The sequence below is a fragment of the Paenibacillus piscarius genome, assembly GCF_022234545.1.
GTDB classification, from domain to species: Bacteria; Bacillota; Bacilli; order Paenibacillales; family Paenibacillaceae; genus Paenibacillus_AQ; species Paenibacillus_AQ piscarius.
In genome coordinates this window covers 84487-109295 of record NZ_JAIEUI010000005.1, presented here as the reverse complement: position 1 = coordinate 109295, position 24809 = coordinate 84487, and the positions used below count along the sequence as shown (strand labels likewise).

Genomic DNA, 24809 nt, shown 5'->3' with positions numbered 1-24809 from the left:
TCCCCCTTATTCAAAATCGGCTTTTTGCTCTTCAAGATGTTTCGGAGTTACCTCGAACATGCTGTCGATCAAGCCGGGAATGGTCATTTTTTCGGTCTGTTCTGCTTTCTTAATCTGCTCGTTGACAGTAGCCTTCGCTTCTTCTCTCACGCGCAGGGTGTCTTCCTCGGTCCAAAGGCCTTTCTTCTCCAGGTACTTGGCCAGACGGGCAATCGGATCCTTCTCGTTCCATTGTCCTTCTTCTTCCTTCGTACGGTACTTGCTGGCATCATCGGAGAGGGAGTGCGGACGGAAACGGTAAGTTACCGCTTCGATCAGCGTTGCTCCTTCGCCTTTGCGTGCACGTTCAGCAGCCTGCTGAACCGCAGAGATTACTGCGAATACGTCCATACCGTCCACCTTGATCCCAGGGATGCCAGCGGCAACAGCCTTATGGGCAATGGACTTGGCAGCGGTCTGCTTCGAGAACGGAGTCGTGATTGCATAGCCGTTATTCTGCACGAAGAAGATTACCGGAAGCTTGTATACTCCCGCATAGTTCAGACCTTCATAGAAGTCACCTTCAGAGGAGCCGCCGTCACCAGTGTAAGTGATCGCAACGTTCGGCTGTTTCTTCAGTTTGAAGCCCATAGCAATCCCGGTCGCATGAAGGATCTGTGCGCCGATGATGATCTGAGGCATCAGTACATTAACACCGTCAGGAATCTGTCCGCCATGCTGGTGTCCGCGGGAATACAGGAATGCCTGATATAGCGGAAGTCCGTGCCAGACGAGCTGCGGAATATCACGGTAGCCCGGGCATACGAAATCTTCTTTTTGCAGAGCGAACTCACTGCCGATCATTGTTGCTTCCTGGCCGGATACCGGAGCATAGAAGCCGAGACGGCCTTGGCGGCCAAGGTTGACTGCACGGTCATCCCAAGTACGGGTAAATACCATACGGTACATGATTTCTTTCAGCTGGTCATCGGAAAGCTTAGGCATCATATCCTTATTGATAATTTCTCCATCCGGGGAAAGTACCGAAAGGGCCTCAACGTCCTCTGTATACACTTCATAAGGAACTCTGGTCATTATCTTCACCTCAATAAAAAAATTTGAATATCAGTGGTCTCTGTTATAGAATTATTATACACCTGTTGTATCTGTTTCGTCAAAGAAATACGCATAAAATTTATGTTTCCATAAATTTTGTATGTATAACAGGGTAAGATAAATTATATAACAGATTACAGGAAATCAATCAAGTAAATGATATTTCCCACATTTGCCGCTTGGGTAATATTAACGCAACACTACGTGTTATGCAAAAAATCCGACATGAAAGGTGACGATCTGACAATGAATGAGCCTGTTTTTCTGAAACGAACAATCGTCAAACAAACCCTTTGGAGCGAGCATCTGCAGGAAGAACGCAAGCTGCGCATCTATCTCCCTCCCGGCTATAATGAAGTTCTCAGCTATCCCGTGGTCTACTGCCAGGACGGTGAAGAGTTCTTCAACTTTGGACGGATTGCTACACTGGCCGGCCAGCTGATTCTGGAGCAGGATGTGGAGCCTTTCATTATAGTAGGCGTTGAAGTGAACGTCGCCGTTCGCACCGCAGAATATGCTCCGTTCGGCAGCCGCTTCCAGCAGTACCTGTCATGCTTCGCCGAAGAGATTATTCCCTTCATTGAACATAATTATCCTGTCCGGCGCACTACCGGGGAACGGATTATTGCCGGTGACTCCCTCGGAGGCAGTGTCTCCCTTCACCTTGCGCTGGCCTACCCGGGATTATTCAGCCGCGTGCTCAGCCTCTCCGGCGCGTATTACCCCGAGACCCGTGAGCTGCTGGCCAAGGAAGAGGATCTCTCCTGGCTGCAGATCAATATGGTTGTGGGTCTCCAGGAGAGAGAATATAAGACTGACACCGGGGTCTACGATTTCGTAGAGATGAACCGGCTGACCCGCGACATGCTGGAATCCCGGGGAGCCACCGTCTCCTACCGCGAGAAGGACGGGCAGCATCTTTGGGGATTTTGGCAAAAAGAGCTCCCGGAATCATTACTCTATTTCTTCAACGCTTGAAACAGCAAATAGAGCCTCAAAAGTGAACATCTTACGAACTTATGTATCTCCCCGTGATGTGCGCGCTTTCAAATCTGCCGGATCAGCGGTGCCGGCCCTTAAGAGATAAGGACGGCAACCGTTCCGGGCGTAATCCTAAGCTTGCTTAAGCTTGTCCTTGATGATCTTCTCCAGCAGCACATCACAACCGGCGTTAATCAGCTCATAGACCTGCTCGAAGTTTCCGGTGAAGTACGGGTCAGGCACCTCGCGCAGCTCCTCATCCGGCAGCAGGTCCATGAAGAACAGCAGCTTCGCATGCTCGCCTCCGGGAATTTTGCGGACATTGTCGCCATTGGACTTATCCATGCAAATGATATATTGGAAGCTCTCAAAATCATCACCGCTTACCAGGCGGGCTCTCATCTTCTCATAGCTGATTCCGTGCAGATCGAGAATCCGTCTGGTCCCTTCATGCGGCGGATTGCCGATATGCCAGTCTCCGGTTCCTGCAGAATCTACGCTGATCTGATCCTCCAGCCGGTGCTCCGCCACCTTATGGCGCAGTACCGCTTCTGCCATCGGCGAGCGGCAGATATTCCCCAGACACACAAATAACACGTTTACGATCTCTCTCACCCCCTGATCTGGTACAATAATCACTGCACCGGGTTTGTGCGCAATGCGCACTGTCTTTATTTTAGCGTCCGCACAGCAATTGTACAACTTCAGAAACTGCTATATACTGTTCAGGGTGATACACTTGATTGCACCGAACAAGGAGGGAGAATATCTTGCCAGCAGGGCGTGTCGTTATTGTAGCGGGCGGTAAGGTGACAGCGGATTGCCTGCGTTACTTAGATGAAGAAGATTATATTATCGGCGCTGACCGGGGGGCGCTGTTCCTGATAGAGCACGGCTTCAGACCCGCTCTGGCCGTAGGAGATTTCGATTCTGTCCCTGAGGAAGCATTAGAACGGATTCAGGCGGGCAGCAACGAGACCATCAGCTGTGATCCGGTGAACAAAGACCTGACAGACAGCGAGCTGGCGCTTGATTACGCGCTGGGCCTCCAGCCGCAGTCTATTGTAATGATCGGAGTGACCGGGACACGCATGGACCAGACCCTGGCCAGCATCCAGATGATGACACGGGCGCTGCAGCGGCAGGTGGCGTGCTCCATCATTGATCCGAACAATTATATTACGCTTACCGGCTCCCAGGCGGTGGTTGAACAGCGCGGCTATACTTATGTCTCTCTCCTGCCTCTGACTCCGGAGGTTACCGGCATCACACTGAAGGGCTTCCAGTACCCTCTGAATCAGGCTACCCTGAAGCTGGGCCAGTCGCTGGCTGTTAGCAATGTGCTTGTCGAGAGCACCGGAACCGTCACAATCGAGAGCGGACTGCTGATTATTATTCAGAGCAAGGACTGAATACATAGAGTTTTGGAGACATCGCTGTAACTTTTGATTCAAATCAAAGAAACCGGGAATTCCTTGTATTATCAAGGGTTTTCCGGTTTTTTTCTTCGCGCAGAGCTGATAAATATTAATTTTTTGTAACTTTTAATGAGATTTTAATAAAACGCTTTCAATGTAGTCGCTGCCTGCATTTGGAGGGTCTGTTCCATAATTTAGGGACTCTATAACCTGCTATACTACGAATCAGAGAACGGCACTACTACACTAGATTACAATTTCGGAGGTATACAACATGAATAAGCATCCTTGGGTCAAGCGGGCCCTGACTATTGGTTTGTGCACAACAATCGGCTTCGGCGCACTCTTGGCCACCGGAGCAGGAACAGCACCTGCGGCTGCCGCAGCGGTATCGGCTGACTCGGTTTCAGCTTCAGCGAAAGGATCGAGCGTAGTCAGCTTCGGCAAAAAATACCTGGGCACACGTTACAAATTCGGCGCTTCGACTTCCACCACACGTTATTTTGACTGTTCATCATTTACACAATATATCTTCAAAAAATACGGCGTGGATCTGCCCCGCACTTCAGTCGCCCAATCCAAAGTCGGCTCGGCCGTCAGCAAAGCAAATCTGCGGGTCGGCGATCTGGTATTCTTCTCCAGCGGCAGCCGGGCGAATGGAAAGAACGTAACCCATGTTGCTGTATACGCCGGTAACGGAAAGATTCTTCACACTTACGGCTCACCGGGTGTGACCATTTCAGATCTTAACTCCGGCAACTGGAAAAAAACCTACCTGAAGGCACGGCGCGTACTATAGTCAAGCCTTTCAGCCGGGGAGCAGCACTGTAACGGACTTCAGCCAGAGGTCCCGCTCTCCGGTACCCGCAGTACATACCCTGTCCCCCGTACGGTATGAATCAGCTTCGTCCGCCGGCCCTTATCAACCTTCGTCCGGAGATGCCGGATGTAGACATCCACCACGTTGGTGTCTGCATGGAAATGATAGCCCCAGACCTGCCGCAGAATCTCGTCCCGGGGACAGACTTCACCCTGATTCATCACGAGATACTGCAGCAGGTCGAATTCCTTCGGGGTCATCCTCACCTCTGCTCCGTCCCGGCTGACCTGCCGGCGTCTGGGATCAAGAACCAGTCCGCCTGCCTTGAGCAGAGTACCCGTATCCCGCCTGCGGCCCGTAAGCTTCAGCAGATTCATGACCCTGCATGCGAATTCACCGGTATGCACCGGCCTTTCCATACACTCATTGCCCCCCGCTTCAAAAACCGTAACCGCTGCTTCCCCCCGCGCTTCGGATGGTCCGGTTATCACGATCACCGGCAGCCTCATCCCTTGTCTCCGGGCAGCCGAGACTTCCTCCCAGCCCGCCCACTCTCCGGGATCATCCAGCTCCGCGACCAGCAGTACCGGTTCACCGCTTGACAGCACGAAGCGAAGACTCTCCGGGTCTTCGCTTCGTGCTGTTGTCATGCCCAGACTGCGGAGCCCCTCCTCCAGTCCGGTACGGCTTGCTTCCCGCCCCGCCGGATCAGAGGCAGGGGCATACCAAGCAATCAATTCATTCACAAGCCCTATCCCCCCAGATCAGCCTTGCACCGGCAGTGCCGCCGCAGATACAGGATAGAATTCCCCCACAGCAAAGAGACCATTCGGAGGAACGGCCTCTTTGCTGAAACATCTTCTTGTGAATGAAGCATTCCGGAACTTATACAGCCCCGTTTACGAAATCGATCTCCTGGAAGGCCGCAACCTCCGTATCCCAGCGCCTTGTAACAAACGCCTGATGGTCCGGGTGATTGTTATACGCATCATAAGCCGCCTGATCGGCGAATTCCATGGAGAAGGCATACTGATAATCACATTTACTGCTGATCTGATTCAGCACCTCGAAGTTATCCACGCCAGGAATGGCGCTCAGAATCTCTGCACCGTCCCGCAGAAAAGTCCGGGTCTTCTCGCTGTCGGGGGCAGACTTCAGTGTGAATACCGCCATATGCCTGATAGTTCCTTTGTTCATTCGTATCTCCTCCAGTTATCCGAAATACCGGTGATAGAAGCTGCGGGCAGCCGCCACATCACTGGTTCCATGTATCAGAGCCCTGCCATCCGCGAACACAACCATACGGTACGGCTCCTCCGTATAGGACACCAGATAGGGGTTGCTCTCCACCTTGCCGCTGTCCAGTCCCGCCAGCCGTGCGGCAATCTCCGCAAGATTGAGGCTTCGCCTCTGGGCCGGGCGGATCTGCACCGTATCCCTGCCGCACAGCACATCGCTGCGTTCCGTATTCGCTGCCGTCAGATAAGGATAGAGCGGATGACCGCCGCAGGAAGGGCAGTCTATTCTTTTCGCGGACTTCACCCCGATCTCCTGCTGCTCATTGCGCCAGACATCGAAGGTCAGCAATCGCCCGCGCAGGTTGTCCCTGTATCCGCCAAGCAGCTTGAGCGCCTCCGCTGTTGCGTTGGCTGTAACCAGTTGCACCGCCTGCGGCAGAATACCGGCGATATCACAGGTATCCCCGCCCATAGGAACCGTCCCGAGCAGGCAATTCAGGCAAGGCGTCTCGCCCGGCAGGATAGTGTATGTAATCCCGTAGCTGCCGACACAGGCCCCGTAGATCCAGGGAATGCCGTGCTTCTGGGCCAGATCATTCATGATCAGCCGGGTATCGAAGTTATCCGTACCATCCATAATAAGATCCACCCCCGGCAGCAGGCTCTCCAGCTCCTCCGCCCGTACATCCAGTACATGGGCCTCAATCGCAATTTCCGAGTTCACTTCTGCCAGTCTGGAGCGGGCTGCAGCCGCCTTAGGCATTCTCTGACGGGCATCCTCCTCCGTGTACAGCTGCTGCCGCTGCAGATTGCTCCATTCCACATAATCACGGTCCACCAGAATAAGCCGGCCGACCCCGCAGCGTGCCAGTGTCTCGCCTATCCCTGTTCCCAGCGCCCCCATCCCCACGATCAGCACACAGGACTGTGCCAGTCCCTGCTGTCCAGCCGCTCCGAACGGCGCGAAGCGCACTTGCCTTGAATATCTGCCGTCCCTTCCGGCGGATGAAGCCGTTGCCGGTGTATCGTTGTCAGGCCCCATCTATGACCAGCCCTCCTAAATAAGTCTATTACCCCAAGTTGTGTCCGGCCGTAACCGAGCCTCCCATCATCCGGCTCATTGCACAGGAGTCTGGATGGGATTTCGCTCCATTGTAGCATACCTGCAGCTTACACCGGAAGTCCGCAAGCCAGCTCTTTCCAGCCCAGCAGCCGGGTATACGATTCTATCAGGCCAGTGATAGGCTGGTCAAAAGCACACTACCAGCGCTTCAGCGTCGCCCGCAGGCCGGAATGCAGGCCCAACAGACTACGGAGCGTCTGAGTCAGCCTCCCTTTACGCTGAAACGGGTCCGGCTGAAGCGGCAGGCTGTACACGCCGGCTATTCCCAGTGCCGGTGCCAGCAGTCCGGCGGCCTGCTCTCCGGCCAGCGGCAGGCCAATCCGCCACTGCATTCCGGGAACAAGCTGCCGGCGGCGCAGCCAGTGCAAGGTTTCTTCCAGCCTCCAGTCGGCTCCTGAAGCTATGAGCAGCGGCACATCGCTGCCTGTAAATAGCGGCAGTGCCCCCTCGAAGCCGCCGGTTCCCAGATCCAGGACAATGAAGGCATAATCCTGATCCGGTCGCTGCGGCAGCCCCTCAGCAGGCGCAGGCGGCCAGAAGTCTACTTCCTTCCAGGTAAACGGAAGGTCCGGTGCTCCGAGCCTGCCCCTTTCTTCAACAGCTTCAGCCATACCCTTCATGCGGTTAAATATCTGCGAGCCCGGAGTGCAGTCTACCCAGGCAGTCAAGCCTGCACGGGACACGCAGCTTGCGGCCGCAAGTGAAGTATGGGTCACCCCAAGTCCGGGGGACACGCCGAGCACCGCAATAATCACAGCTGACTGCTGCGGTCCAGATTGCACAGCCCCGCCAGACTGCTGTCTGCTTGAGTGGAGGGTTGTCTTAACACCCGCCCGGTCCGATTCCGGGAATTTCAGTGGCGCAAGCTGCCCCAGTGCCCCCTTCACCTCTTCCGCGCTGGCATAACGCTCCTCCGGGTGCTGCCGCAGCAAGCGCCGGATGACAGGGATCAGCCGGTCCGGCAGGTGTCCTCCCCGCAGCCTCCTCTCCATTCCCGGCTGCCAGGCGCTGTACTGGCCGCCTGAGGCCATATACAGCAACAGCGCCCCCAGACCGTACAAATCCGATTGCGGGCAGCTCTGCCCGCCTCCGTATTGCTCCGGCGCGGCGAAGCCCGCTGTTCCCAGCTTCTCCGTATCCCCGCCGCTCCCGCTTCTCACTCTCCGCGCTATACCGAAGTCAATTACCTTCAGCTCATGCTCTCCGGTCAGCATGATGTTAGAAGGCTTCAGATCCCGGTAGATGATCGGCGGCTGATGGCTATGCAGGTATTCCAGCACGTCCAGCAGCTGCAAGGCGTAGCTTATGATTCTGCCGCCGGGGACCTGGAAGGGCTGTTCTGATATATATTGCTGCAGCGTGATTCCTTCGATATACTCCATCACCAGATAGCTGTAGCCTTCAGGGTCCGGCGGGAAGAAATCAGCGATCTGCGGCAGCAGCGGATGGCGCAGCGAGCTTAGCAGCTCCGCTTCCGCCCGGATAGCCCCTGCTCCCGCTTGCCCTTCGCGGATTACGCTCTCCTTCACCGCCCGGAGGACTCCCGGCAGCCGCAAGTCCTCCGCCAGATAGACCTGGCTCATTCCTCCCGTTCCGAGCAATCCCCTGATGGCGTAACGCTCCCCAAGGATTTGTCCCGCCTGTAATTTCGCTGCATATTCCATTCAGTTGCCCTCCTCATAAATGCCCTGTATTGTTGTAAGCCCTGAACAAACCTCCGTAGCCTCGTACCTACCCAACTCGTACCTGCCCAATATGTTCGGTTTTCCGATTACATTTGGCCTACGCAGCACATTCGCTCCAAATGTAGTCGGTCGGTTTTCCGCCTACATTGCCCTCGCCCCTCTTACCCGCCAACAAAAAAGCACCCCACGACCGCCCCGAACCGGCCATAGGCCGGCAGTGCAGTCGCGGGATGCTTTCCCACGCTTAATATTTAATCATATAAAGTGTTATCTCGTCCCGGTTATGGAACAGCTGCTTCGCACGCTGGATCTGCATCCGCTCTCCCTCGAACATGGCCATAATCTCCTTGATCACCGCCATCGGCTTCTTATGCATCAGCTTGACTGTTACCACCGCCGTCCCGCCCGGCGACAGGCTGTACAGCAGTCCCGTGACCAGCTTGGCCATCAGCTTGGGACTCCAGCTCATATCGCAGACCAGCAGATCGAATTCATTCTCACGGAACTTGACCTCGCCGGCATTCTTGCGCAGAATCTTCAGGCCCGGATGACTGCGCAGCGATTCATGCATCAAGGCAGGATCAACAGCGGTCACCTTAAGGCCCCGTTCCAGCAGGAACGAGGTCCAGCCGCCGGGCGAGGCGCCAATGTCCAGCGCATTCCTGAAGCTGCCGAACGGAATGTGGAACTCCTTCTCCGCCTCCATCAGCTTGAACTTGGCCCGCGAGATCTGCCCGTCCTCCTTGCGGAAGCGGATCATACCGCCGTTCCAGCTGGAGAGATTGTCTTCCGGCCGGGAGATTCCGGCATACAGGGCGTCAGCGTCCGCGTAGACGGAGATTATCCAAGCCGGTTCCTGCACGGTGAACTCTGCATCCAGGTTCTCCAGCCGGGCTTGCAGCCACTCGCGCAGCTCTCCAGGACTGTCCTCCCAGAAGGAACGCGTCCCTTTGCGTACATGCAGCGATACCTTCGCCCCTTCCAGCTCAGAGCGGCGGCTCAAGAAGACCGCCAGCCGCTCCAGCGCAGGCAGGCCGCCTGTATCCTGGAAGTCCACCGGCTGAATATGGCGCAGGAATACCGGCGGATGCTGCCCCAGCCTGCGCGAGATCTCCTGCGGCTCCGCCTCAAGGGTAGCCAGGAACACCTCGCCCGGCAGCAGAAGGGTGCTCTTCACCGCTCCGAACAGGCGGCGCAGCTCCTCCTGGGCGTAAGGAGCGAAGCCGTGATTCGCCGTGCAGATGTATCTTGAGGTGATCCTGTCTTGCGGAGCAGCATCCTGCTCCGGGACTACTTCTGTTTCTGTGAAATCATTCAAATCGGTAAGCCTCCAGGTCTTATTTTAATCCAGGGACGTCCATGCTCCCATTCAACATCTACAGGAACTCCGAAGGTATCCATCAGCCCCTCCTGTGTCAGTACTTCTTCCTTGGGGCCCGCTCCTGCCAGCTTCCCGCCGCGGATGAGCGCCACATGAGTGAACAGCGGGACGATTTCCTCCACATGATGAGTGACATAGACCACCGCTACCTGCTGCCCGCCGAGCTTGTTAATCTCGTGCAGCATCTTCTCCCGTTCATAGAGATCCAGACCCGCACAAGGCTCGTCCATAATCAGCAGCTTGGGGGAGGCGATCAGGCAGCGGGCCAGCATCGCTTTCTTGCGTTCCCCCTGAGAGAGCGAACCGAACGGATGATACGCCAGCCCGCCAAGATTCATCCCCTCCAGCAGCTCCAGCGCCCGCTCCTTTACACTCTCCGGAATCGTCTGATAGAAGCGCAGGAACGCATAGGCGCCCGTTGCCACTACCTCCCACACCGGGTCGCTGAGCGAGAGCTTCTCCATCAGGGAGGGCCCGATATAACCAATCTCCTTGCGCACCTCACGCAGATCACACTGGCCGTATTTGTAGCCCAGCACCTCCACCGAGCCCCTGCTCGGAAAAAGATAGCCGGTCATCATCTCCAGCAGAGTCGTTTTGCCGGAGCCGTTGCGTCCGAGAATTACCCAGTTCTCCCCCGGCTTCATTTCAAGCGTCACATCGTCAAGAATCTGGCTCTGCTCCCTGCGGAGCGACAGATGTTGTAAAGATATCATTATGAGTTCACTCCTCTTATGAAAGCCAGTACACGTTCTACCGATCCGAATGAATACAGCATTTCCGGCCCGGTATTGCGGTCTCCAGGCAGGGCCAGCAGGGCCGGGACACTGGAGATCTTCAAGGTCTGCACCAGCTGCGGCAATAGATTCACATTGCCTTCGGCAATCCGCAGGCCAGGCGGCAAAAGATGCTCCGCCACCTCCAGCATCCTGCGTGCAGCCTTGCACGTTCCGCACAGCGGCGTATACAGGAACACGACGAGCGGCTCTCCTGGCTGCGCCAGCAGCTCTGCCCCATTCATCTCTTTCATGCGCCACCCCCGAACCAGCCGCGTACAGCAGCAATCTCGTCCCTGTGTGTACCGTCCGGCCCTTTCTCCGTTTCCATAACAACCAACTTGTGAAGCAGGGGGCCCTGGGTCAGAAGCTTACTGAGCGCAGGTGCTCCGATGCATCCTCGCCCGATACCGGCATGACGGTCCCGCCTTGAACCATACGGATACAAGGAATCATTCAGATGCACAGCTGCAAGTGCAGTCCAATATGCAAGCCGCTCTCCGCGCTCCAGCAGCTCGTCTGTCTGCTCTGGATTCCAGATTCCGGCTGCGAAGGCGTGGCAGGTATCGAAGCAGAAGCCGATCCTCTCAGGATAACGGCTGAGTTCCCGGACCTTGACCAGCTCCTCCAACGTCATCCCCTCCTGCCCGTGGTTACCCGCCATGTTCTCAATCAGCAGCTTACACCGGCCTTCCCAGCCGGCAAGTGTGTCGTTTATACATTGGATAATATTCTGGTACCCCTGCAATGGCTCCATTCTGGCAAAATGCCCGAAATGCACCACAATCCCCAGTGATCCGCAGGCCTCAGCGATCTCCAGATCATTGCGCAGGGAAGCCGCCATACCTTCCCGCTCCCGTGTTCCGGCAGCCAGATTCGTCGGATACGGGGTATGGGCAATGGAGGACATTCCCTGATCACGGCAATAGTCCGCGCAGCTTAGCGCATCACGATAATCGACCGGCTTCAGCTTCAGACTGCGCGGGTTCTTCGGAAAATACTGAAAGCATGCCGCCCCGCTCTCCCTGGCAGAACGGGCTGCCCGCCCGTATCCGCCGCGTATGCTGACATGCGCCCCAATGCAGGGGCTATGCGTCATGCTGGCAATCCGGGCAATAGAACACCTTGCGCCCGGACAGCTCCGTCTTCACGATGGTTCCCCCGCCGCGCAGGCAAGGCTCGCCCTCGCGGTCATACACTTTGCACGCATCATTGTAAGCGCCGGTTACGGTATCGCCGGTCATAAACGGCATTTCCATATAACCGCCGATATCGGTCGCCTCCGTCAGCACCTTGCGCACACTGTCATAGAGCCGCGACACCGCCTCGGCGCTCAGATTCTGTACCAGTGTTGACGGAAGCAGCCTGGCCTCATAGGCAATCTCGTCCGCATAGCAATTGCCGATGCCAGCCATCACCTGCTGATTAACCAGCAGGCTCTTGAGCGCCCCGCGCCGTCCTTTGAGAAGCCCTGCGAAGCGCTCCGGAGTCATCCGCCGGTCCAGCAGCTCCGGCCCGAGCTTGCCCATGGCCGCTTCGCTCTCCTTAACCGACAAGAGATGCAGATAGCCCAGACGCAGCCCCATGAAGTAGAGGATATGCTCCCCGAAGGCCAGCTCAACCTGAGTAGCCCGGTCCGGACGCTCGTCTTCTGTGCCGTAGAACAGCAGTCCGCCAAGCATCAGATGCAGCAGCAGCCGTCTGCCGTCATGAAGATGAAAGAGGATATGCTTCGCGCGCCGCTCTACAAACACGATCCTCGCGCCAACCAGAGCGTTTACGAAATCTGCAGTCTCCATATTAATGGTCTTGGCCCGGTTCACGGTTACTCCCTTGATCGGTATATTTATGATGTGCTGGCTCAGCAGCTTCCTGTAATTCTCCATTTCCGGCAATTCCGGCATAGTGTCATCGTCCCTTCAAGATTGGTAAAAATGCTCATACCTCTGTCATTATACACCGAGCAGTGTCATAAGTTCAGCTAAATCGGCACAAATCTCATCCGGCTTGACCCCGGTCAGCTGCCGGTAATGCTCCAGATTCTCCTGTGTGGTGAGTCCCGTCAGCACCAGCACTGTCTTACATCCGGCGTTGGCCCCTGCTGCTATATCTGTGCGCATGTTGTCCCCAACCATCACTGCTTCCTCCGCCTTGATGCCCAGCAGAGAAGCGGCGTAGGTGACCAGATGGGTCTCAGGCTTCCCGATGACAACCGGCCGGACGCCGCTGGCTGCTTCAATGGCAGCACCGATCGTTCCGGCACCGGGCATCACCCCGTCATCCGAAGGCAGCATCAGATCAGGATTAGTCAGCACGAACCCGGCACCCTCCCTGATCCAGCGGGATGCACGGGCCAGCGATTCATATGTAAAGGAGCGGTCAATCCCCTGAACCACATACTGCGGGTGATCTGTAACCAGCCTTAACCCGGCCTCTTCACAGGCCTGTACCAGCCCCTCTTCTCCAAGTATCGCCACAGATGCCCCCGGAGATTCGCCGGCGATATAACGGGCGGCGGCAAGCGATGAAGTGCAGACCTCTTCCGCTCTTGCTTCAATACCCATCCCGCGCAGATGAGCGGCTACCCCTTCCGGGGTCCGTGAAGAATTATTCGTTACGAACAGAAACGGGAGCTTCGCCCGGCGGAGTGCCTCTATCAGCTTCTCCGCTCCCGCAATCTTGCGTCCACCATGATACAGCGTACCGTCCAGATCAATTAATAAGCCTTTGATTGTATCCATAACTCCCCCTCAGACCGGAAATAATTATTTCATACTATTTATTATTAATGCTATGAATTATATTTCAGGTCAGCAGGAACTTCCCCGGAGAAGTGCTCTGCAGCAAGGTTTAACCCCCGCCCAGAGCCAGTTCAAGCCGCTTGAATTCGGCATTTTCCCCAGTGCTTCGTTCCTCTGCCCCTTGCTGTTTAATTCAAATTTAACATTCTTCGTCGAACCGTAGGGAACCGCAGCAAGGGTAGGCTCTTTTTGGCATCCCCCTGTCATTTCCTGCGCTTTCCCGGAAAATAATTCATTGCCCCGGGGAATTTCCCGCGCCTCTCCGGTAGACCGGGAAGGTGCAGAATTCCTCAGCCAGCAGCGTATCCGGGAAGATCGCCTTCGCTTCCTGGAGCAGCGGAGCCAGTTCTTCCATCGAGGTATAGCGCGAGCTGAAGTGCGTCAGCAGCAGCTCGCGCGCCCCTGCGTCCCTGGCCAGCTCGGCCGCCTGCCGTGCGGTACTGTGGTGATACTGATAAGCCATATCCGCCAGATCATGGGCGAACGTGGCCTCATGAATGATCAGATCGGCATCGCGCGACAGCGGCAGCGCACCCGGCGTAGGACGTGTATCCCCAAGAATCACCACCACGCGTCCGCGTTTGGGTGCATGGACAACTTCAGCCGCCCGGATGACGATACCGTCGTCTGTCGTTATGTCCTCCCCTTTTTTCAATCTGCCGTACAGCGGACCGGGCTTCAGCCCATAGCTCTTCAACAGCTCCGCATTCAGATTGCCTGGACTATCCTTCTCCGTAATCCGGTAGCCGTAGCTGTCGATCCGGTGCTCCAGCAGCCCTGCCTCCACCTTGAAGGTCTCATCTTCGTATATCAGCCCGCCGCTGTGCTCCACAATCTCCAGCTTATAGGGAATCCGGGATTGACTGACGGACAGGGAGATCTCCAGATAAGCCTTAAGCCCCGGTGGCCCATATACCGTAAGCGGTGCGCTCCCGCCCTGATAGCCGCGGCTTGAGATCAGCCCCGGCAGACCGAACAGGTGGTCACCATGCAGATGCGTTATGAACAGCTTCTCCAGCTTGCCCAGCCGCAGCGGTGAGCGGAGTACCTGGTGCTGTGTGCCTTCCCCGCAATCGAACATCCAGAAGGTCCGCCGTTCTTCCAGCAGCCTTAGCGCAACCGAGGTGACGTTACGCTGCAGCGTGGGCACTCCGGCATTCGTTCCCAAGAAATAGATTTCCATTGAAGTCCCCCTCCTCTCTTCTATCGTTACCCGCATCATATCTTCATATTATCTTGCCATTTCTTATGAAAAGAATTCTACTCTGTTTTGGCTGCAAAAGCATCTTTTTGTCCAAATGGACACGGATATGCCGCGAAACAGGTTCATTCATTATCAGCAAAAAACCTCCCGCTGCCGGGAGGTTCCGAAAAGAAGGGGCATAGCCTGCCCCTTCTGGCCGGTACAGACCTGTGGGAGCCTAAGCCTTCTCCACATTGAAATACTGGGCTTCCGGGTGAGCGAAGACCATCGCCGATACTGAAGCCTCCGGCTCCATCATGAAGCCGTCCGTCAGGTGCACGCCGATATCTTCAGGAGACATGAGCTTGAACAGCGGTCCCTGATCCTCCAGATCCGGGCAGGCCGGATAGCCGAAGGATACCCGGATGCCCTGATACCTCGCTCCATGCCTCTGCTTCATGGTCATCTCTGCCGGATCCGGGAAGCCCCAGGTATCGCGCATCATGTGGTGGACGCGTTCAGCCAGGCCTTCCGCGACCTCCAGCGCCACCGCCTGCACAGCATGGGAGCGGAGATAGTCGCCCTTATCCTTAAGCTCAGACGACAATTCACGGACCCCGTGGCCGGCGGTCACCACCAGGAACCCGACATAGTCCATGATACCGCCGTCTGCCGGCTTCAGGAAGTCAGCCAGGCAGAGATACGGCTCCACATTCTGCCTTGGGAAGGTGAAGGTATGCAGCACCTGTGTGTGATCCTGCGGATCATAGATCAGGATGTCGTTCCCTCTGGACTGCGCCGGGAAGAAACGGTACATGGCATGCGGAGTAATTGTACCCTCCAGCATCGCCTGATGCAGGATATCATCCACCGTCTCTTTCAGCTCTAGCGTACGCGGGTCTCCCGCCGCCAGCTGTGCTTCCACGGAGCCGCGCAGCCCCAGATGGTGACCCAGCAGCATCTGCATGTTCACATAAGGGATGATATGCCCCAGCGGATAATTGCGCAGGACATGACGCTCCGTATCCGGCGGAATGAACACAGGCGCATCAGCGGAGATTGTGGAGCGCACTGCACGGGTCAGCTCGGGAAGCGGCTGCTGCGGAGCTACCGCTACCGCAGCGGCTTCAGCCTCCAGGCGGACCTCCTCTTCAATCTTCACCCGCTCTGCCGGATTCATCAGACGGTTGGCGATATCCAGACCGTCCATCGCATCCTTGGCGTATAGCACAAGCCCGTCATATTCCGGGCGAATCCGGGTCTTGGTGAACTTGCGGGTCAATGCCGCACCGCCGACCAGAATCGGCACATCAATACCCGCAGAGCGCAGATCCTGCGCCGTCAGTACCATCTGCTGGGCTGACTTCACCAGCAGGCCGGACAAGCCGATGGCATCAGCCTTCTCTTGGCGGAAGGCTTCAATAATGTTCTCTGGGGGAACCTTGATCCCGAGATTAATGATCTCATAGCCGTTGTTGGAGAGAATGATCTCCACCAGGTTTTTGCCGATATCATGGACATCGCCCTTAACGGTTGCGAGCATAATCCGCCCCTTCACCGAGGTCTCATCCTTCTGCATGAACTGCTCCAGATGACTGACGGACGCCTTCATTACTTCAGCGCTTTGCAGCACCTCGGCAACAATTAATTCATTATTATTGAACAGCCTGCCGACCTCCGACATACCGGCCATCAGCGGTCCGTTGATGATATCGAGCGGAGCCGCTGATTTCAGCGCTTCATCCAGATCCGGGATCAGCCCCTCCTTGGTTCCTTCAACTACATAGGAGGCCAGGCGCTCGTCCAGCGACAGGTTGGAGATCTTCTCCTTCTTCTCAACCTTCTTGCCGCGGAAGGCCGCTACGAACGCAGACAACGTATCGTCATTGGTGTTGTAGATCAGCTGTTCCGCCAGCTTGCGTTCCTCTTCTGGGATCGAGGCATACCGCTCCACCTTCTCGGTGTTCACAATCGCATAATCGAGCCCTGCCTTCGTGCACTCATAGAGAAACACAGAGTTCAATACCTCACGGCCTGCTTCGGGCAGCCCGAAGGAGACATTGCTGATCCCCAGAATGGTATGCACAGCAGGCATAGCTTCCTTGATCAGACGGATGCCATCAATTGTCTCCTTCGCGGAGCCGATATACTGTTCATCCCCTGTTCCAACGGGGAACACCAGCGTGTCGAAGATCAGGTCTTCGGGTGCGAGACCGTATTTGTTCACCAGCAGGTCATAAGAACGCTTAGCCACTTCCAGCTTATCCTTAGCCAGGATCGCCTGACCGGTCTCATCAATCGTCCCGACGACAATTGCTGCGCCATATTTATGAATCAGCGGGGTGACATGCTCGAATTTCTCCTCGCCGTCTTCAAGATTAATGGAGTTAATGATTGCCTTGCCCTGGCAATACTGCAAGGCTAGGTCAATAACCTTCGGATCGGTAGTATCGATCATCAACGGGACCTTGACCTTCTTAACTACCAGCTCCAGGAAACGCTTCATGTCCTCTGTCTCATCGCGGTCCGGGTCCTGTACGCAGACGTCAATCACCTGTGCTCCGCTCTTCACCTGGGCACGGGCGATCTCCGAGGCTTCCTCATACTTCCCTTCAACGATCAGCCGCTTGAACTTCCGGGAGCCAAGCACGTTGGTCCGCTCACCGACCATGTACGGACGGTTCTCGCTCTCCACATATACCGGCTCAATTCCGGAGAGCGCCGGAGGATGCTGGCCGGACAGCTGACGCGGCGGATATGCCGCCATCACCTCTGCCATCGCCCGGATATGCTCCGGCGTCGTCCCGCAGCAGCCTCCGGCAATGTTCAGCCAGCCCTTCTCGGCGAAGCCGCCCAGCTTGCGGGCCAGAGAGTCCGGGGATTCGTGATAATGCCCGTTCTCATCCGGGAGTCCTGCATTCGGATAACAGCTGACCGCCGCCGAGGAGATCGCCGCCAGTGAACGGATATGGTCACGCATGAATTCCGGGCCGGTCGCACAATTGAGACCGACAGAGACCGGCTTCAGATGCTCCAGCGAGATATAGAAGGCTTCGATATTCTGTCCGGCCAGCGTGGTCCCCATCGGTTCAATGGTTCCAGAGATCATTACCGGCAGCGTAATTCCAGTCTTCTCAAAAGCATTACGGATGCCGATGCTGCCGGCCTTCACGTTCAGCGTATCCTGGGAGGTCTCGAGCAGCAGCGCATCGACCTTGCCGTCGATCAGGGCCACCGCCTGCTCCTCATAGCTGTCCACAAGCTCCTGGAACGTTACCCCTCCGGTTACGGACAGGGTCTTGGTGGTCGGCCCCATTGCACCAACCACATAACGCGGACGCTCAGGCGTATCATACTTATCTGCCGCATGGCGGGCCAGCCTGGCCGCCTCCAGATTAATCTCCCGGGCACGCTCAGGAATATCATATTCGGCAAGCACCACAGAGGTAGCGCCGAAGGTATTGGTCTCAATCAGATCCGCTCCGGCTTCCAGGTATTTCTCATGAATATCCTGAATAACCTCCGGCCGGGTCAGCACCAGCATTTCATTACATCCGTCCAGTGCATCCCCGCCGAAATCTGCGCCTGTCAGCGGCACCTGCTGAATCATGGTGCCCATGGCACCATCCAGAATTAATATGCGCTGCTGTAAGCTCTCAGCAAGTGTTAGTTTGGCCACGTTCAATCCCCCTAGTGAAACATTAGAGTTAGTTTAGCAGAATAAAGGGATTTGCGAAAGCCTTCCTTTCCACCCTGCATTATTTGTATTGCCTCCTGTATTGCATACACCTGCCAGCGGTCATGGCTGGACAACCAGCTCTTTACTGGGCATCGAATGCTGCGTACGGGCTGTGACATGGGAGATCACGGTGAACTTGCCGGCTTCCTCAAAAGTATTCTCACCGACATAGGCCCCGTCTCCATCACCTTTACCTTCAATTTCAATCTTCTTGCTCTTGTCCGCAGTATCCGTAATTTCAAACATAACTTCCTTCGCGTCATCTACCGGCTTCCCTTCCTGGGTAACTACAGCCTTGAAGCTGACCTTACTGCCTGCCGTAACCTCTTCCGGGCTCCAGCTCAGCTCTACCTTGATCGGCTGCATGGAAGAACCGGCAGCAGACATATTCATGTTCCCGTGATCGTTCCCCGAGCATCCGGCAAGAGTCATTCCCATTATCAGGCCCATAAGTCCTCTGCGTAACGATAGCTTCATCATCTGAAGTCCTCCCGGCTCATCAATAGATTATTCTCCATCCTCACTTATGCTTATAACGCTTACAATGAAAGTCAGATCGCTTTGATCCTATTATACACATTATATTCAATTTGTCAGAAAGAAGCTTTATAAACTCTCTATTCTCATGAGAATAATCATATACAACACACTGGATAGGTATTCACACCAGCACTGCTGGATCAAAAGAAAGCCGATATCCTCAAGGGATACCGGCTCTCTCTGATTCCATTATAGGGAGTGTACAAGCGGCAGCAGCTCTGTCAGATGGCTAATCTGGTAATCCGGAGTAATCTCCGGGTCAGCAGCCTTGCCGTTGCGGTTAATCCAGACCGTTGTCAGTCCAGCACCAAGCCCGCCGAGAATATCCGTCGTCAGCTTGTCCCCTACCATGATTCCCTCTTCGGGGCCAATATCCAGCAGTCCGAGCGCATGCTCGAAGATTCCCTTGTCCGGCTTCCCTCTGCCGAAGCTTCCCGATATGACAATGTGGTCAAAGTAAGGGGGCAGCTCAGGCACACCGTCAAGCTTCTCCTGCTGCAGCGCCGGGCAGCCGTTCGTCAATAGCAGCAGCTTCACCTTGCCGCGCAGCTCGTCCAGAACCTGAAGCGTCTCTTCATATATATAGGGACGGCTGCGGCGCTCCGCGGCGAACTTATCAGCCAGGCGCGAGGCCAATGCTTCGTCCTCTACCCCAAGCGAGGCCAGGCCCCGGCGCCAGGATTCTGTACGGTAGACAGGAGCCAGCTGTTCAAGCTTACGGAATTCCGGCTGTTCCCCTGCAGAGAAGTTAGCCCACAGGGCTTCATATGGATTAATACCAATCAGCTTCGTGAACGGATAGGTTTCATATGATTCATAGAGCGCACGCGCTTCTCTGCGGACAGCAGCCTCCAGCGCCTGCGGATCTACAACATCTCCGGCAGCCTCGGAAGCGTAGCGGAATGCTTCTTCCACACTCCGGTCATCCCACAGCAGTGTGTCGTCAAGGTCAAATAATACGGCGGTAATCGGCATTTCGTTCTCCCACTCCCTATGCTGGTCTAATATCCTATTCGTGTACTAGCTCAATATTGTTGTTCTTGGCGAACTGCTCCAGGCGTTCCCCCATCGCTGCGGTGTCATAACGGTTGATCAGCTTGGAGAAAATCCACTGCTTACGCTTCCCCTTATATTTGATGGCAACCATGCCGCGTGACAGCGTAATCTTCTCGATCTCTGCCGCTGACAGGAAGCGTTCACGGTTGAATTTAATCGTAGACAGCCGGGCACGATCAATCTTAAGGAACGGACGGCGGAAGAACAGCAGAGCGGCAAGCAGGAAGTACAGGACTACCCCCAGCCAGTTCGCCAGAATTCCGCTTCCCTTGGCCTCATCTATGGAGCCTACTACCCAGAACATTATGCCCAGCAGGACAAGCACAAACGGAAACACAATATTGCGTCCTTTGAAGATATCCGCGCTGCTCTTGGCTCCGGCCTTGGAGCTTGTACCGTAGATCGATTCCTTCCCTTGCTTCTTTCGCTGCTGGTTAACTTGCTTGGTGTTGCGTTGAACCATTCTTTCCCAAGAACGGGACATGTCAGTTCCCCCTAGTCATCCTGTATTCATCTATGAAAAGACACCAGACTAATGCTTCAGCCCGTTATTGCCTTCTTCATCCTCCGGTTTATCAACAATCTCAATGGTCTCAAGCTGGGCGCGGAAGTTCTTCCGGATGTTGCCCAGATAAATCTCGCGGAGCTTGGCGCGTTCCGCCAATTCCTCTTCATTCAGGCCGCCGTCCTTCGCCTTGCGTGCCAATTCATTGATGCGTGCGACCAATTCGTCAATATTCAATACAATCCCTCCCTATAAATTCATTCTAACTGTGCCATGAGAAAAAGAGCTTGTCAAGGTCTTCTCCCTGAAAGCTCTTATGGTCTGCCGCAAGTGTTATTCATACCGTTAGTATTGAGGCACAATCAGTACGTCACCAGCCTTAATTCCGCTGTCCTTAAGTCCATTGCTCTTCATAATTCCTTCTATATATACAGCAGTCTTCATATCCTCCGGTTTATTCTTCAAGGCAATACTCCATAAGGTGTCGCCGGGTTCGACCACGACCCGTACATCCTGCTTGATCACCTGAACAGAACCGGCGAAGACATTACCCACGACAGTGAATCCGGAGATTACGAGCAGCAGCACCAGCACAATCTTCATGACATCCATCCGGCGGAACACGTAAGATAGTGCCGCAAGCTTCTGAAGCAGTACTTCCTGAATCTTAGTCTGGAGCCGGGGAGATAAATTACCTGAAGCCTGCACGTTGATATCTTCACTATATATGCTCTTGTATGTACTGTATTTTAGCATTGAGATCATCCTCCAAACACTTGTTCTTACTTTCGCCAATAATATAACACGAACATGTGTTTTTATCAACACTTTTTTCGAACATTCGTTCTGTTTATTTTCCGCTTTCTATTTCCCTCTTTTTAGAACTTATGTTTGTACGAACGGAAGTTCTATGTTATAATTTTCCCAAACATACTATATGGGGTTGATTCCGATGTCCAAGATTTCAAGTCGTCAGCTGGCGATCCTGGAATTTATACGTAACGAAGTCCGCAGTAAGGGATATCCTCCGTCTGTCCGCGAGATTGGCGAAGCTGTCGGACTGGCATCCAGTTCTACAGTACACGGTCATCTGGACCGGCTGGAGAAGAAGGGCCTGATCCGTCGCGACCCAACGAAGCCCCGTGCAATCGAATTGCTGGGCCAGGAGGATTCAGAGAATGTGCACCAATTCGTCCAGACCGTCACTCGCATCCCGGTAGTAGGCAAGGTTACCGCCGGTGTTCCTATTACTGCTACAGAGAATATTGAAGATTACTTCCCGCTGCCGACTCATTATGTAGGCGATAACAAGGTATTCATGCTATCCGTATTCGGCGACAGTATGGTGGATGCCGGGATTATGAACGGCGATTACGTTATTGTCCGTCAGCAGCAGACCGCCGACAACGGCGACATCGTTGTAGCCATGACTGAAGAAGATGAAGCTACGGTCAAGACCTTCTACAAGGAACGCGACCACATCCGGCTGCAGCCGGAGAATCCGGCCTATGAGCCCCTCCGCCTTAACCGCGTTACCATTCTGGGCAGAGTCATCGGATTGTTCCGCGATATTCACTAATCCCCTTAACAAGAGCAGGCTGCTCCGCATCAAGCGGAAGCAGCCTGTTTTCTTTTTATGAATATGTCATATAGACGGAATCAGAACAATTGTTCTCATTCGTGATTTTTGGCATATCTTCTGCGAACCTCTCTATTCCCCGGCACATATCCTGATCACAAAAGGAGTGCTGATTCTCATGCCAAACTACCGAATCATTGTAGACCTCTCGCAGCGTATGCTCTACCTACTCGATAATGATGTTGTCACCCGTGGCTTCCCGGTCGGCATCGGCAAGATGCTGAGCGTCTCGCCGGTCGGCGAATACACTATTATTAACAAGCAGCCTAATCCGGGCGGCCCCTTCGGCGCGTTCTGGATGGGACTATCCAAGCCGCATTACGGCATTCACGGCACTAATGACCCTGCCTCTATCGGGCATATGGTCTCCCATGGCTGTATCCGCATGTATAATGCAGATGTGCTGGCTCTGGCCGCCCTGGTTCCGATCGGCACCCGGGTCACCATCAGGGAATAAATCCCCGGCGCATGAATAGCCTAGCTTGGCCGCCCAGCTTCCGTCCCCGCACAGCCCGGGCTATAATCAGGACCCGTCTTAACAAAAAGAACCCTTCTGACGCGTTTACGCCACAAGGGTTCTTTGTCTACTATGAATCAGACCGGGATTGTGCTATAAGTTACAGTACGCTTCTCAAGAGACGAATCGCCTCAGCATTTAAGCGAAGGGCTTCACGGATGGACACTCTTGCTTCAAGCAGCAATTTTCTGGCACGAGTGCCCCTGGGGACTATGCGCAGACTCTCATTGATTCTCTCCAGTCTTGCCAGCAGAATCGCTCTCTGTTCAATCAGGACATTAATGGCTCTGCGGATCCGGTTACGTTCTCTCTGGGTCATCAACTACACCTCTTCTACGTTTGATAGTATAAGAGATGCGCGAAGCCGCACATAAGACTGTGTGAACCGGCAATGACTTTACATTATTTGCTATTCAGCTGTACCCGGAATTCGTATTCGTCACGTCTATAGGTCATGCCAGCCAGCAAAATATACTCCGGTGTCCATTTCTGCACAGGTCCGGCATAATCTGCGATGACATGCGGTTTGCCTTCCTCCAGCAGAATCACATAAACTTGGACCTGGGCCAGCGCAGCAGCGAATAGATCAGCATCACTGGACAGTACTTTATAAGCCGTATCCAACTTTCTTCCTCCTTGTTCCACACCCGTAATTAAAGATTCCGTTTGAATCTATTCAATTATACCGGGTTCTGGAACAATATGTAAACCACATTTACAGCTTGACAAAGATGATTTTGAACAATCCAATATACTTCTTGGTCGCCCCGCCATCCCCGGTAAAAAACTTGGTATTCGTAAGATCCGGCACGCTGAATACAGAGAACAAAATGTAATTATCCCTCTGTGTCAAGGACTCCACTACAGGCTGGGCCACCAGCTTGGTGATTCCGTCGCCGATGTCCTGCCCCATCGTATTCTCCAGATTCTTCACCGCATATTCACTGAATTCTTCTTTCCCCGGATTCGTAACCGCCATTAAGATCAGTACCAGGATAAGGACCAGAAACGATTTACCACCCGATCTCCCGCGGACTCTTCGTGCAGGACTGGGTGTATCATAACGCGGATTCATTCTTTTCCCCCTCAGCTACAAAATGTATAACATCTCTTGCAACATGAAACTAAGCGGATTTATTATCACCCGGCAGAGGTACAACAGCCCGTCAGTGAATCCGCTGACTCCGACATCTACATTGCTCCAATCCCACACCGGCGAAGCAGGTGGCGCATTAAGCCCATACTGCTCAATGATCCTTTCTTTCGTCTCCGCAGGCACAACGAGCCCTTCAGCCCCGGCGAGCGGACAGGCTAACGCAATGATAAGCATCATTACCAAAACAACCCTATATGTATTCTTCATCATCCACTCCTATGTCTGCCGCGAGGATTCTCTGGTTAAGTATATAGGATATGGAAGAGTGTGTAAAAGGAATTGATTCCCCATCTACCCTGACTAAAAATTTCACCATGCATATTTTATATTTAGGAGGTGATTTCCAGTGATACGCGGAGAGCAATATCTTCAACCAATACAATCAGGATTCAGCCGCCCGCACTTAATCTTATGTACAGACGGGCAGCTTTACATTGTAAAATTAAGTTCAAATCCCCAAGGGAAAATGGTTTTGGTAAATGAACTTATTAGTTACCGGTTAGCCTTATTGCTGGATCTCCCAGTACCTAAAGGTGAAGCCGTTCTGTTGGATGACAACCTAATATCACGAACTCCTCAACTCCAATCGGCGAATGCACAAGCAGGGCTGCATTTCGGAAGTCTATATATTCCGGAGGCAATCAATCTAACACGCGGAACTGATCTTTCACGGGTGGATAATATTAAAAAAGCAGCAGACATTATCTTATTTGATTATTGGGTGAACAACAATGACCGGCATTTATTCAACGGGGCAAATACCAATCTTTTGGTGACGGACTCTGGAACGCCGCATTTGTGGATGATCGATCAGGCCAATATCTTGAACGGCCCAAATTGGAATGAACATTCCATCATGACCCATGAGCCTTATATTTGCACGTATTGGGGGGAAGTCTATCAGAGATTTGTACCTTATCTTGATCGAGAGTATCCTTTTAAAAACTCGCTCTGTAACTATGAGAATCTCAATAAATCTGCTTTAAGGGGCGTAGTATCCGATATACCGTTAGATTGGGAATTCCCGTCGCAAATGGGTCATGCGCTTGTCAGCTATCTGCTCTCCAGAATGGTTCTATTGCCTCGCGCAATAGAAGCGGTTCACATTCATTTTCCGGTCTGGAACAAGTATTTCTGTCAAGGGGAGATGTAACAT

The 24809-nt window shown here is 54.1% G+C and carries 29 protein-coding genes; 6 read left to right on the top strand and 23 right to left on the bottom strand.

What is annotated here, in order from left to right; genetic code table 11:
* Nucleotides 1-6: 6 nt before the first annotated feature.
* The gene (gene pdhA / locus K1558_RS10945) at nucleotides 7-1074 is read right to left on the bottom strand and encodes a pyruvate dehydrogenase (acetyl-transferring) E1 component subunit alpha (RefSeq protein ID WP_238651605.1); all 1068 of its coding nucleotides are present in this window, start codon (nucleotides 1072-1074) and stop codon (nucleotides 7-9) included.
* Between the two features lie 267 nt (nucleotides 1075-1341).
* On the opposite strand from pdhA, the gene K1558_RS10940 reads away from it, so the two are divergent.
* Entirely contained in the window at nucleotides 1342-2073 is a 732-nt protein-coding gene (locus K1558_RS10940) for an alpha/beta hydrolase (RefSeq protein ID WP_238651604.1), read from the top strand.
* 135 nt (nucleotides 2074-2208) lie between these two features.
* Here K1558_RS10940 and K1558_RS10935 read toward each other — a convergent pair whose 3' ends face one another.
* On the bottom strand, nucleotides 2209-2682 hold the full coding sequence (locus K1558_RS10935; protein WP_238651827.1) for a low molecular weight protein-tyrosine-phosphatase: 474 nt from the start codon (nucleotides 2680-2682) through the stop codon (nucleotides 2209-2211).
* A gap of 164 nt (nucleotides 2683-2846) precedes the next feature.
* On the opposite strand from K1558_RS10935, the gene K1558_RS10930 reads away from it, so the two are divergent.
* A complete protein-coding gene (locus K1558_RS10930) occupies nucleotides 2847-3488 on the top strand; it encodes a thiamine diphosphokinase (protein ID WP_238651603.1) in 642 nt (213 codons plus the stop codon).
* A 280-nt stretch (nucleotides 3489-3768) separates the two neighbouring features.
* A complete protein-coding gene (locus K1558_RS10925) occupies nucleotides 3769-4293 on the top strand; it encodes a C40 family peptidase (RefSeq protein ID WP_238651602.1) in 525 nt (174 codons plus the stop codon).
* A gap of 38 nt (nucleotides 4294-4331) precedes the next feature.
* Here the strand turns inward: K1558_RS10925 and K1558_RS10920 are convergent, their stop codons facing one another.
* The 17 genes from K1558_RS10920 to K1558_RS10840 form a co-directional block, all read right to left on the bottom strand.
* Nucleotides 4332-5060: a winged helix-turn-helix transcriptional regulator gene (locus K1558_RS10920; RefSeq protein ID WP_238651601.1), complete on the bottom strand. Its 729-nt coding sequence runs from the start codon at nucleotides 5058-5060 to the stop codon at nucleotides 4332-4334.
* Nucleotides 5061-5199: 139 nt separating this feature from the next.
* A complete protein-coding gene (locus K1558_RS10915; RefSeq protein ID WP_238651600.1) occupies nucleotides 5200-5511 on the bottom strand; it encodes a Dabb family protein in 312 nt (103 codons plus the stop codon).
* A 15-nt stretch (nucleotides 5512-5526) separates the two neighbouring features.
* Nucleotides 5527-6594, bottom strand: coding sequence for a ThiF family adenylyltransferase (locus K1558_RS10910; protein ID WP_238651599.1), 1068 nt, complete (start codon nucleotides 6592-6594; stop codon nucleotides 5527-5529).
* A 218-nt stretch (nucleotides 6595-6812) separates the two neighbouring features.
* Entirely contained in the window at nucleotides 6813-8339 is a 1527-nt protein-coding gene (locus K1558_RS10905) for a serine/threonine-protein kinase (RefSeq protein WP_238651598.1), read from the bottom strand.
* Nucleotides 8340-8604: 265 nt separating this feature from the next.
* Nucleotides 8605-9618, bottom strand: a complete 1014-nt coding sequence (locus K1558_RS10900; protein WP_238651826.1) for an SAM-dependent methyltransferase — start codon at nucleotides 9616-9618, stop codon at nucleotides 8605-8607.
* Between the two features lie 56 nt (nucleotides 9619-9674).
* The gene (locus K1558_RS10895; protein ID WP_238651597.1) at nucleotides 9675-10457 is read right to left on the bottom strand and encodes an ABC transporter ATP-binding protein; all 783 of its coding nucleotides are present in this window, start codon (nucleotides 10455-10457) and stop codon (nucleotides 9675-9677) included.
* Nucleotides 10457-10771: a thioredoxin family protein gene (locus K1558_RS10890; RefSeq protein WP_238651596.1), complete on the bottom strand. Its 315-nt coding sequence runs from the start codon at nucleotides 10769-10771 to the stop codon at nucleotides 10457-10459. Before K1558_RS10890 ends, K1558_RS10895 begins: the two co-directional genes overlap by 1 nt.
* The gene (locus K1558_RS10885) at nucleotides 10768-11616 is read right to left on the bottom strand and encodes a deoxyribonuclease IV (RefSeq protein WP_238651595.1); all 849 of its coding nucleotides are present in this window, start codon (nucleotides 11614-11616) and stop codon (nucleotides 10768-10770) included. The genes K1558_RS10890 and K1558_RS10885 overlap by 4 nt, the downstream gene beginning before the upstream one ends.
* Nucleotides 11606-12421: an Fpg/Nei family DNA glycosylase gene (locus K1558_RS10880; RefSeq protein ID WP_238651594.1), complete on the bottom strand. Its 816-nt coding sequence runs from the start codon at nucleotides 12419-12421 to the stop codon at nucleotides 11606-11608. Before K1558_RS10880 ends, K1558_RS10885 begins: the two co-directional genes overlap by 11 nt.
* A gap of 48 nt (nucleotides 12422-12469) precedes the next feature.
* A complete protein-coding gene (locus tag K1558_RS10875) occupies nucleotides 12470-13258 on the bottom strand; it encodes a TIGR01457 family HAD-type hydrolase (protein WP_238651593.1) in 789 nt (262 codons plus the stop codon).
* Between the two features lie 292 nt (nucleotides 13259-13550).
* Nucleotides 13551-14501, bottom strand: coding sequence for a ribonuclease Z (gene rnz / locus K1558_RS10870; protein ID WP_238651592.1), 951 nt, complete (start codon nucleotides 14499-14501; stop codon nucleotides 13551-13553).
* Between the two features lie 238 nt (nucleotides 14502-14739).
* The gene (metH, locus tag K1558_RS10865; protein ID WP_420800430.1) at nucleotides 14740-18120 is read right to left on the bottom strand and encodes a methionine synthase; all 3381 of its coding nucleotides are present in this window, start codon (nucleotides 18118-18120) and stop codon (nucleotides 14740-14742) included.
* 180 nt (nucleotides 18121-18300) lie between these two features.
* Entirely contained in the window at nucleotides 18301-18720 is a 420-nt protein-coding gene (locus K1558_RS10860; RefSeq protein WP_238651590.1) for a FixH family protein, read from the bottom strand.
* Nucleotides 18721-18969: 249 nt separating this feature from the next.
* The gene (locus K1558_RS10855) at nucleotides 18970-19755 is read right to left on the bottom strand and encodes an HAD family hydrolase (protein WP_238651589.1); all 786 of its coding nucleotides are present in this window, start codon (nucleotides 19753-19755) and stop codon (nucleotides 18970-18972) included.
* Between the two features lie 34 nt (nucleotides 19756-19789).
* Nucleotides 19790-20320, bottom strand: coding sequence for a hypothetical protein (locus tag K1558_RS10850; protein WP_238651588.1), 531 nt, complete (start codon nucleotides 20318-20320; stop codon nucleotides 19790-19792).
* A 48-nt stretch (nucleotides 20321-20368) separates the two neighbouring features.
* Complete coding sequence (locus tag K1558_RS10845; protein ID WP_238651587.1) at nucleotides 20369-20578, bottom strand: DUF896 domain-containing protein; 210 nt, start codon at nucleotides 20576-20578, stop codon at nucleotides 20369-20371.
* A 108-nt stretch (nucleotides 20579-20686) separates the two neighbouring features.
* Nucleotides 20687-21097 carry a LysM peptidoglycan-binding domain-containing protein gene (locus K1558_RS10840; RefSeq protein WP_238651586.1) on the bottom strand — a complete coding sequence of 137 codons (411 nt, stop codon included), beginning with the start codon at nucleotides 21095-21097 and terminating at the stop codon, nucleotides 20687-20689.
* 196 nt (nucleotides 21098-21293) lie between these two features.
* Here K1558_RS10840 and lexA point away from each other — a divergent pair, with 196 nt between their 5' ends.
* Both lexA and K1558_RS10830 read left to right on the top strand, forming a co-directional pair.
* Nucleotides 21294-21920, top strand: coding sequence for a transcriptional repressor LexA (lexA, locus tag K1558_RS10835; protein WP_238651585.1), 627 nt, complete (start codon nucleotides 21294-21296; stop codon nucleotides 21918-21920).
* A 178-nt stretch (nucleotides 21921-22098) separates the two neighbouring features.
* Entirely contained in the window at nucleotides 22099-22437 is a 339-nt protein-coding gene (locus K1558_RS10830; protein ID WP_238651584.1) for a L,D-transpeptidase, read from the top strand.
* A gap of 160 nt (nucleotides 22438-22597) precedes the next feature.
* Here K1558_RS10830 and K1558_RS10825 read toward each other — a convergent pair whose 3' ends face one another.
* The 4 genes from K1558_RS10825 to K1558_RS10810 all read right to left on the bottom strand — a co-directional run bounded on the left by K1558_RS10825 (nucleotide 22598) and on the right by K1558_RS10810 (nucleotide 23863).
* On the bottom strand, nucleotides 22598-22816 hold the full coding sequence (locus tag K1558_RS10825; protein WP_238651583.1) for a hypothetical protein: 219 nt from the start codon (nucleotides 22814-22816) through the stop codon (nucleotides 22598-22600).
* A gap of 83 nt (nucleotides 22817-22899) precedes the next feature.
* On the bottom strand, nucleotides 22900-23121 hold the full coding sequence (locus K1558_RS10820; RefSeq protein WP_238651582.1) for a hypothetical protein: 222 nt from the start codon (nucleotides 23119-23121) through the stop codon (nucleotides 22900-22902).
* A 91-nt stretch (nucleotides 23122-23212) separates the two neighbouring features.
* Nucleotides 23213-23572: a DUF4359 domain-containing protein gene (locus K1558_RS10815; protein WP_238651581.1), complete on the bottom strand. Its 360-nt coding sequence runs from the start codon at nucleotides 23570-23572 to the stop codon at nucleotides 23213-23215.
* 15 nt (nucleotides 23573-23587) lie between these two features.
* Nucleotides 23588-23863, bottom strand: a complete 276-nt coding sequence (locus tag K1558_RS10810) for a hypothetical protein (RefSeq protein WP_238651580.1) — start codon at nucleotides 23861-23863, stop codon at nucleotides 23588-23590.
* Nucleotides 23864-23999: 136 nt separating this feature from the next.
* On the opposite strand from K1558_RS10810, the gene K1558_RS10805 reads away from it, so the two are divergent.
* The gene (locus K1558_RS10805; protein WP_238651579.1) at nucleotides 24000-24806 is read left to right on the top strand and encodes a HipA family kinase; all 807 of its coding nucleotides are present in this window, start codon (nucleotides 24000-24002) and stop codon (nucleotides 24804-24806) included.
* Nucleotides 24807-24809 lie beyond the last annotated feature (3 nt).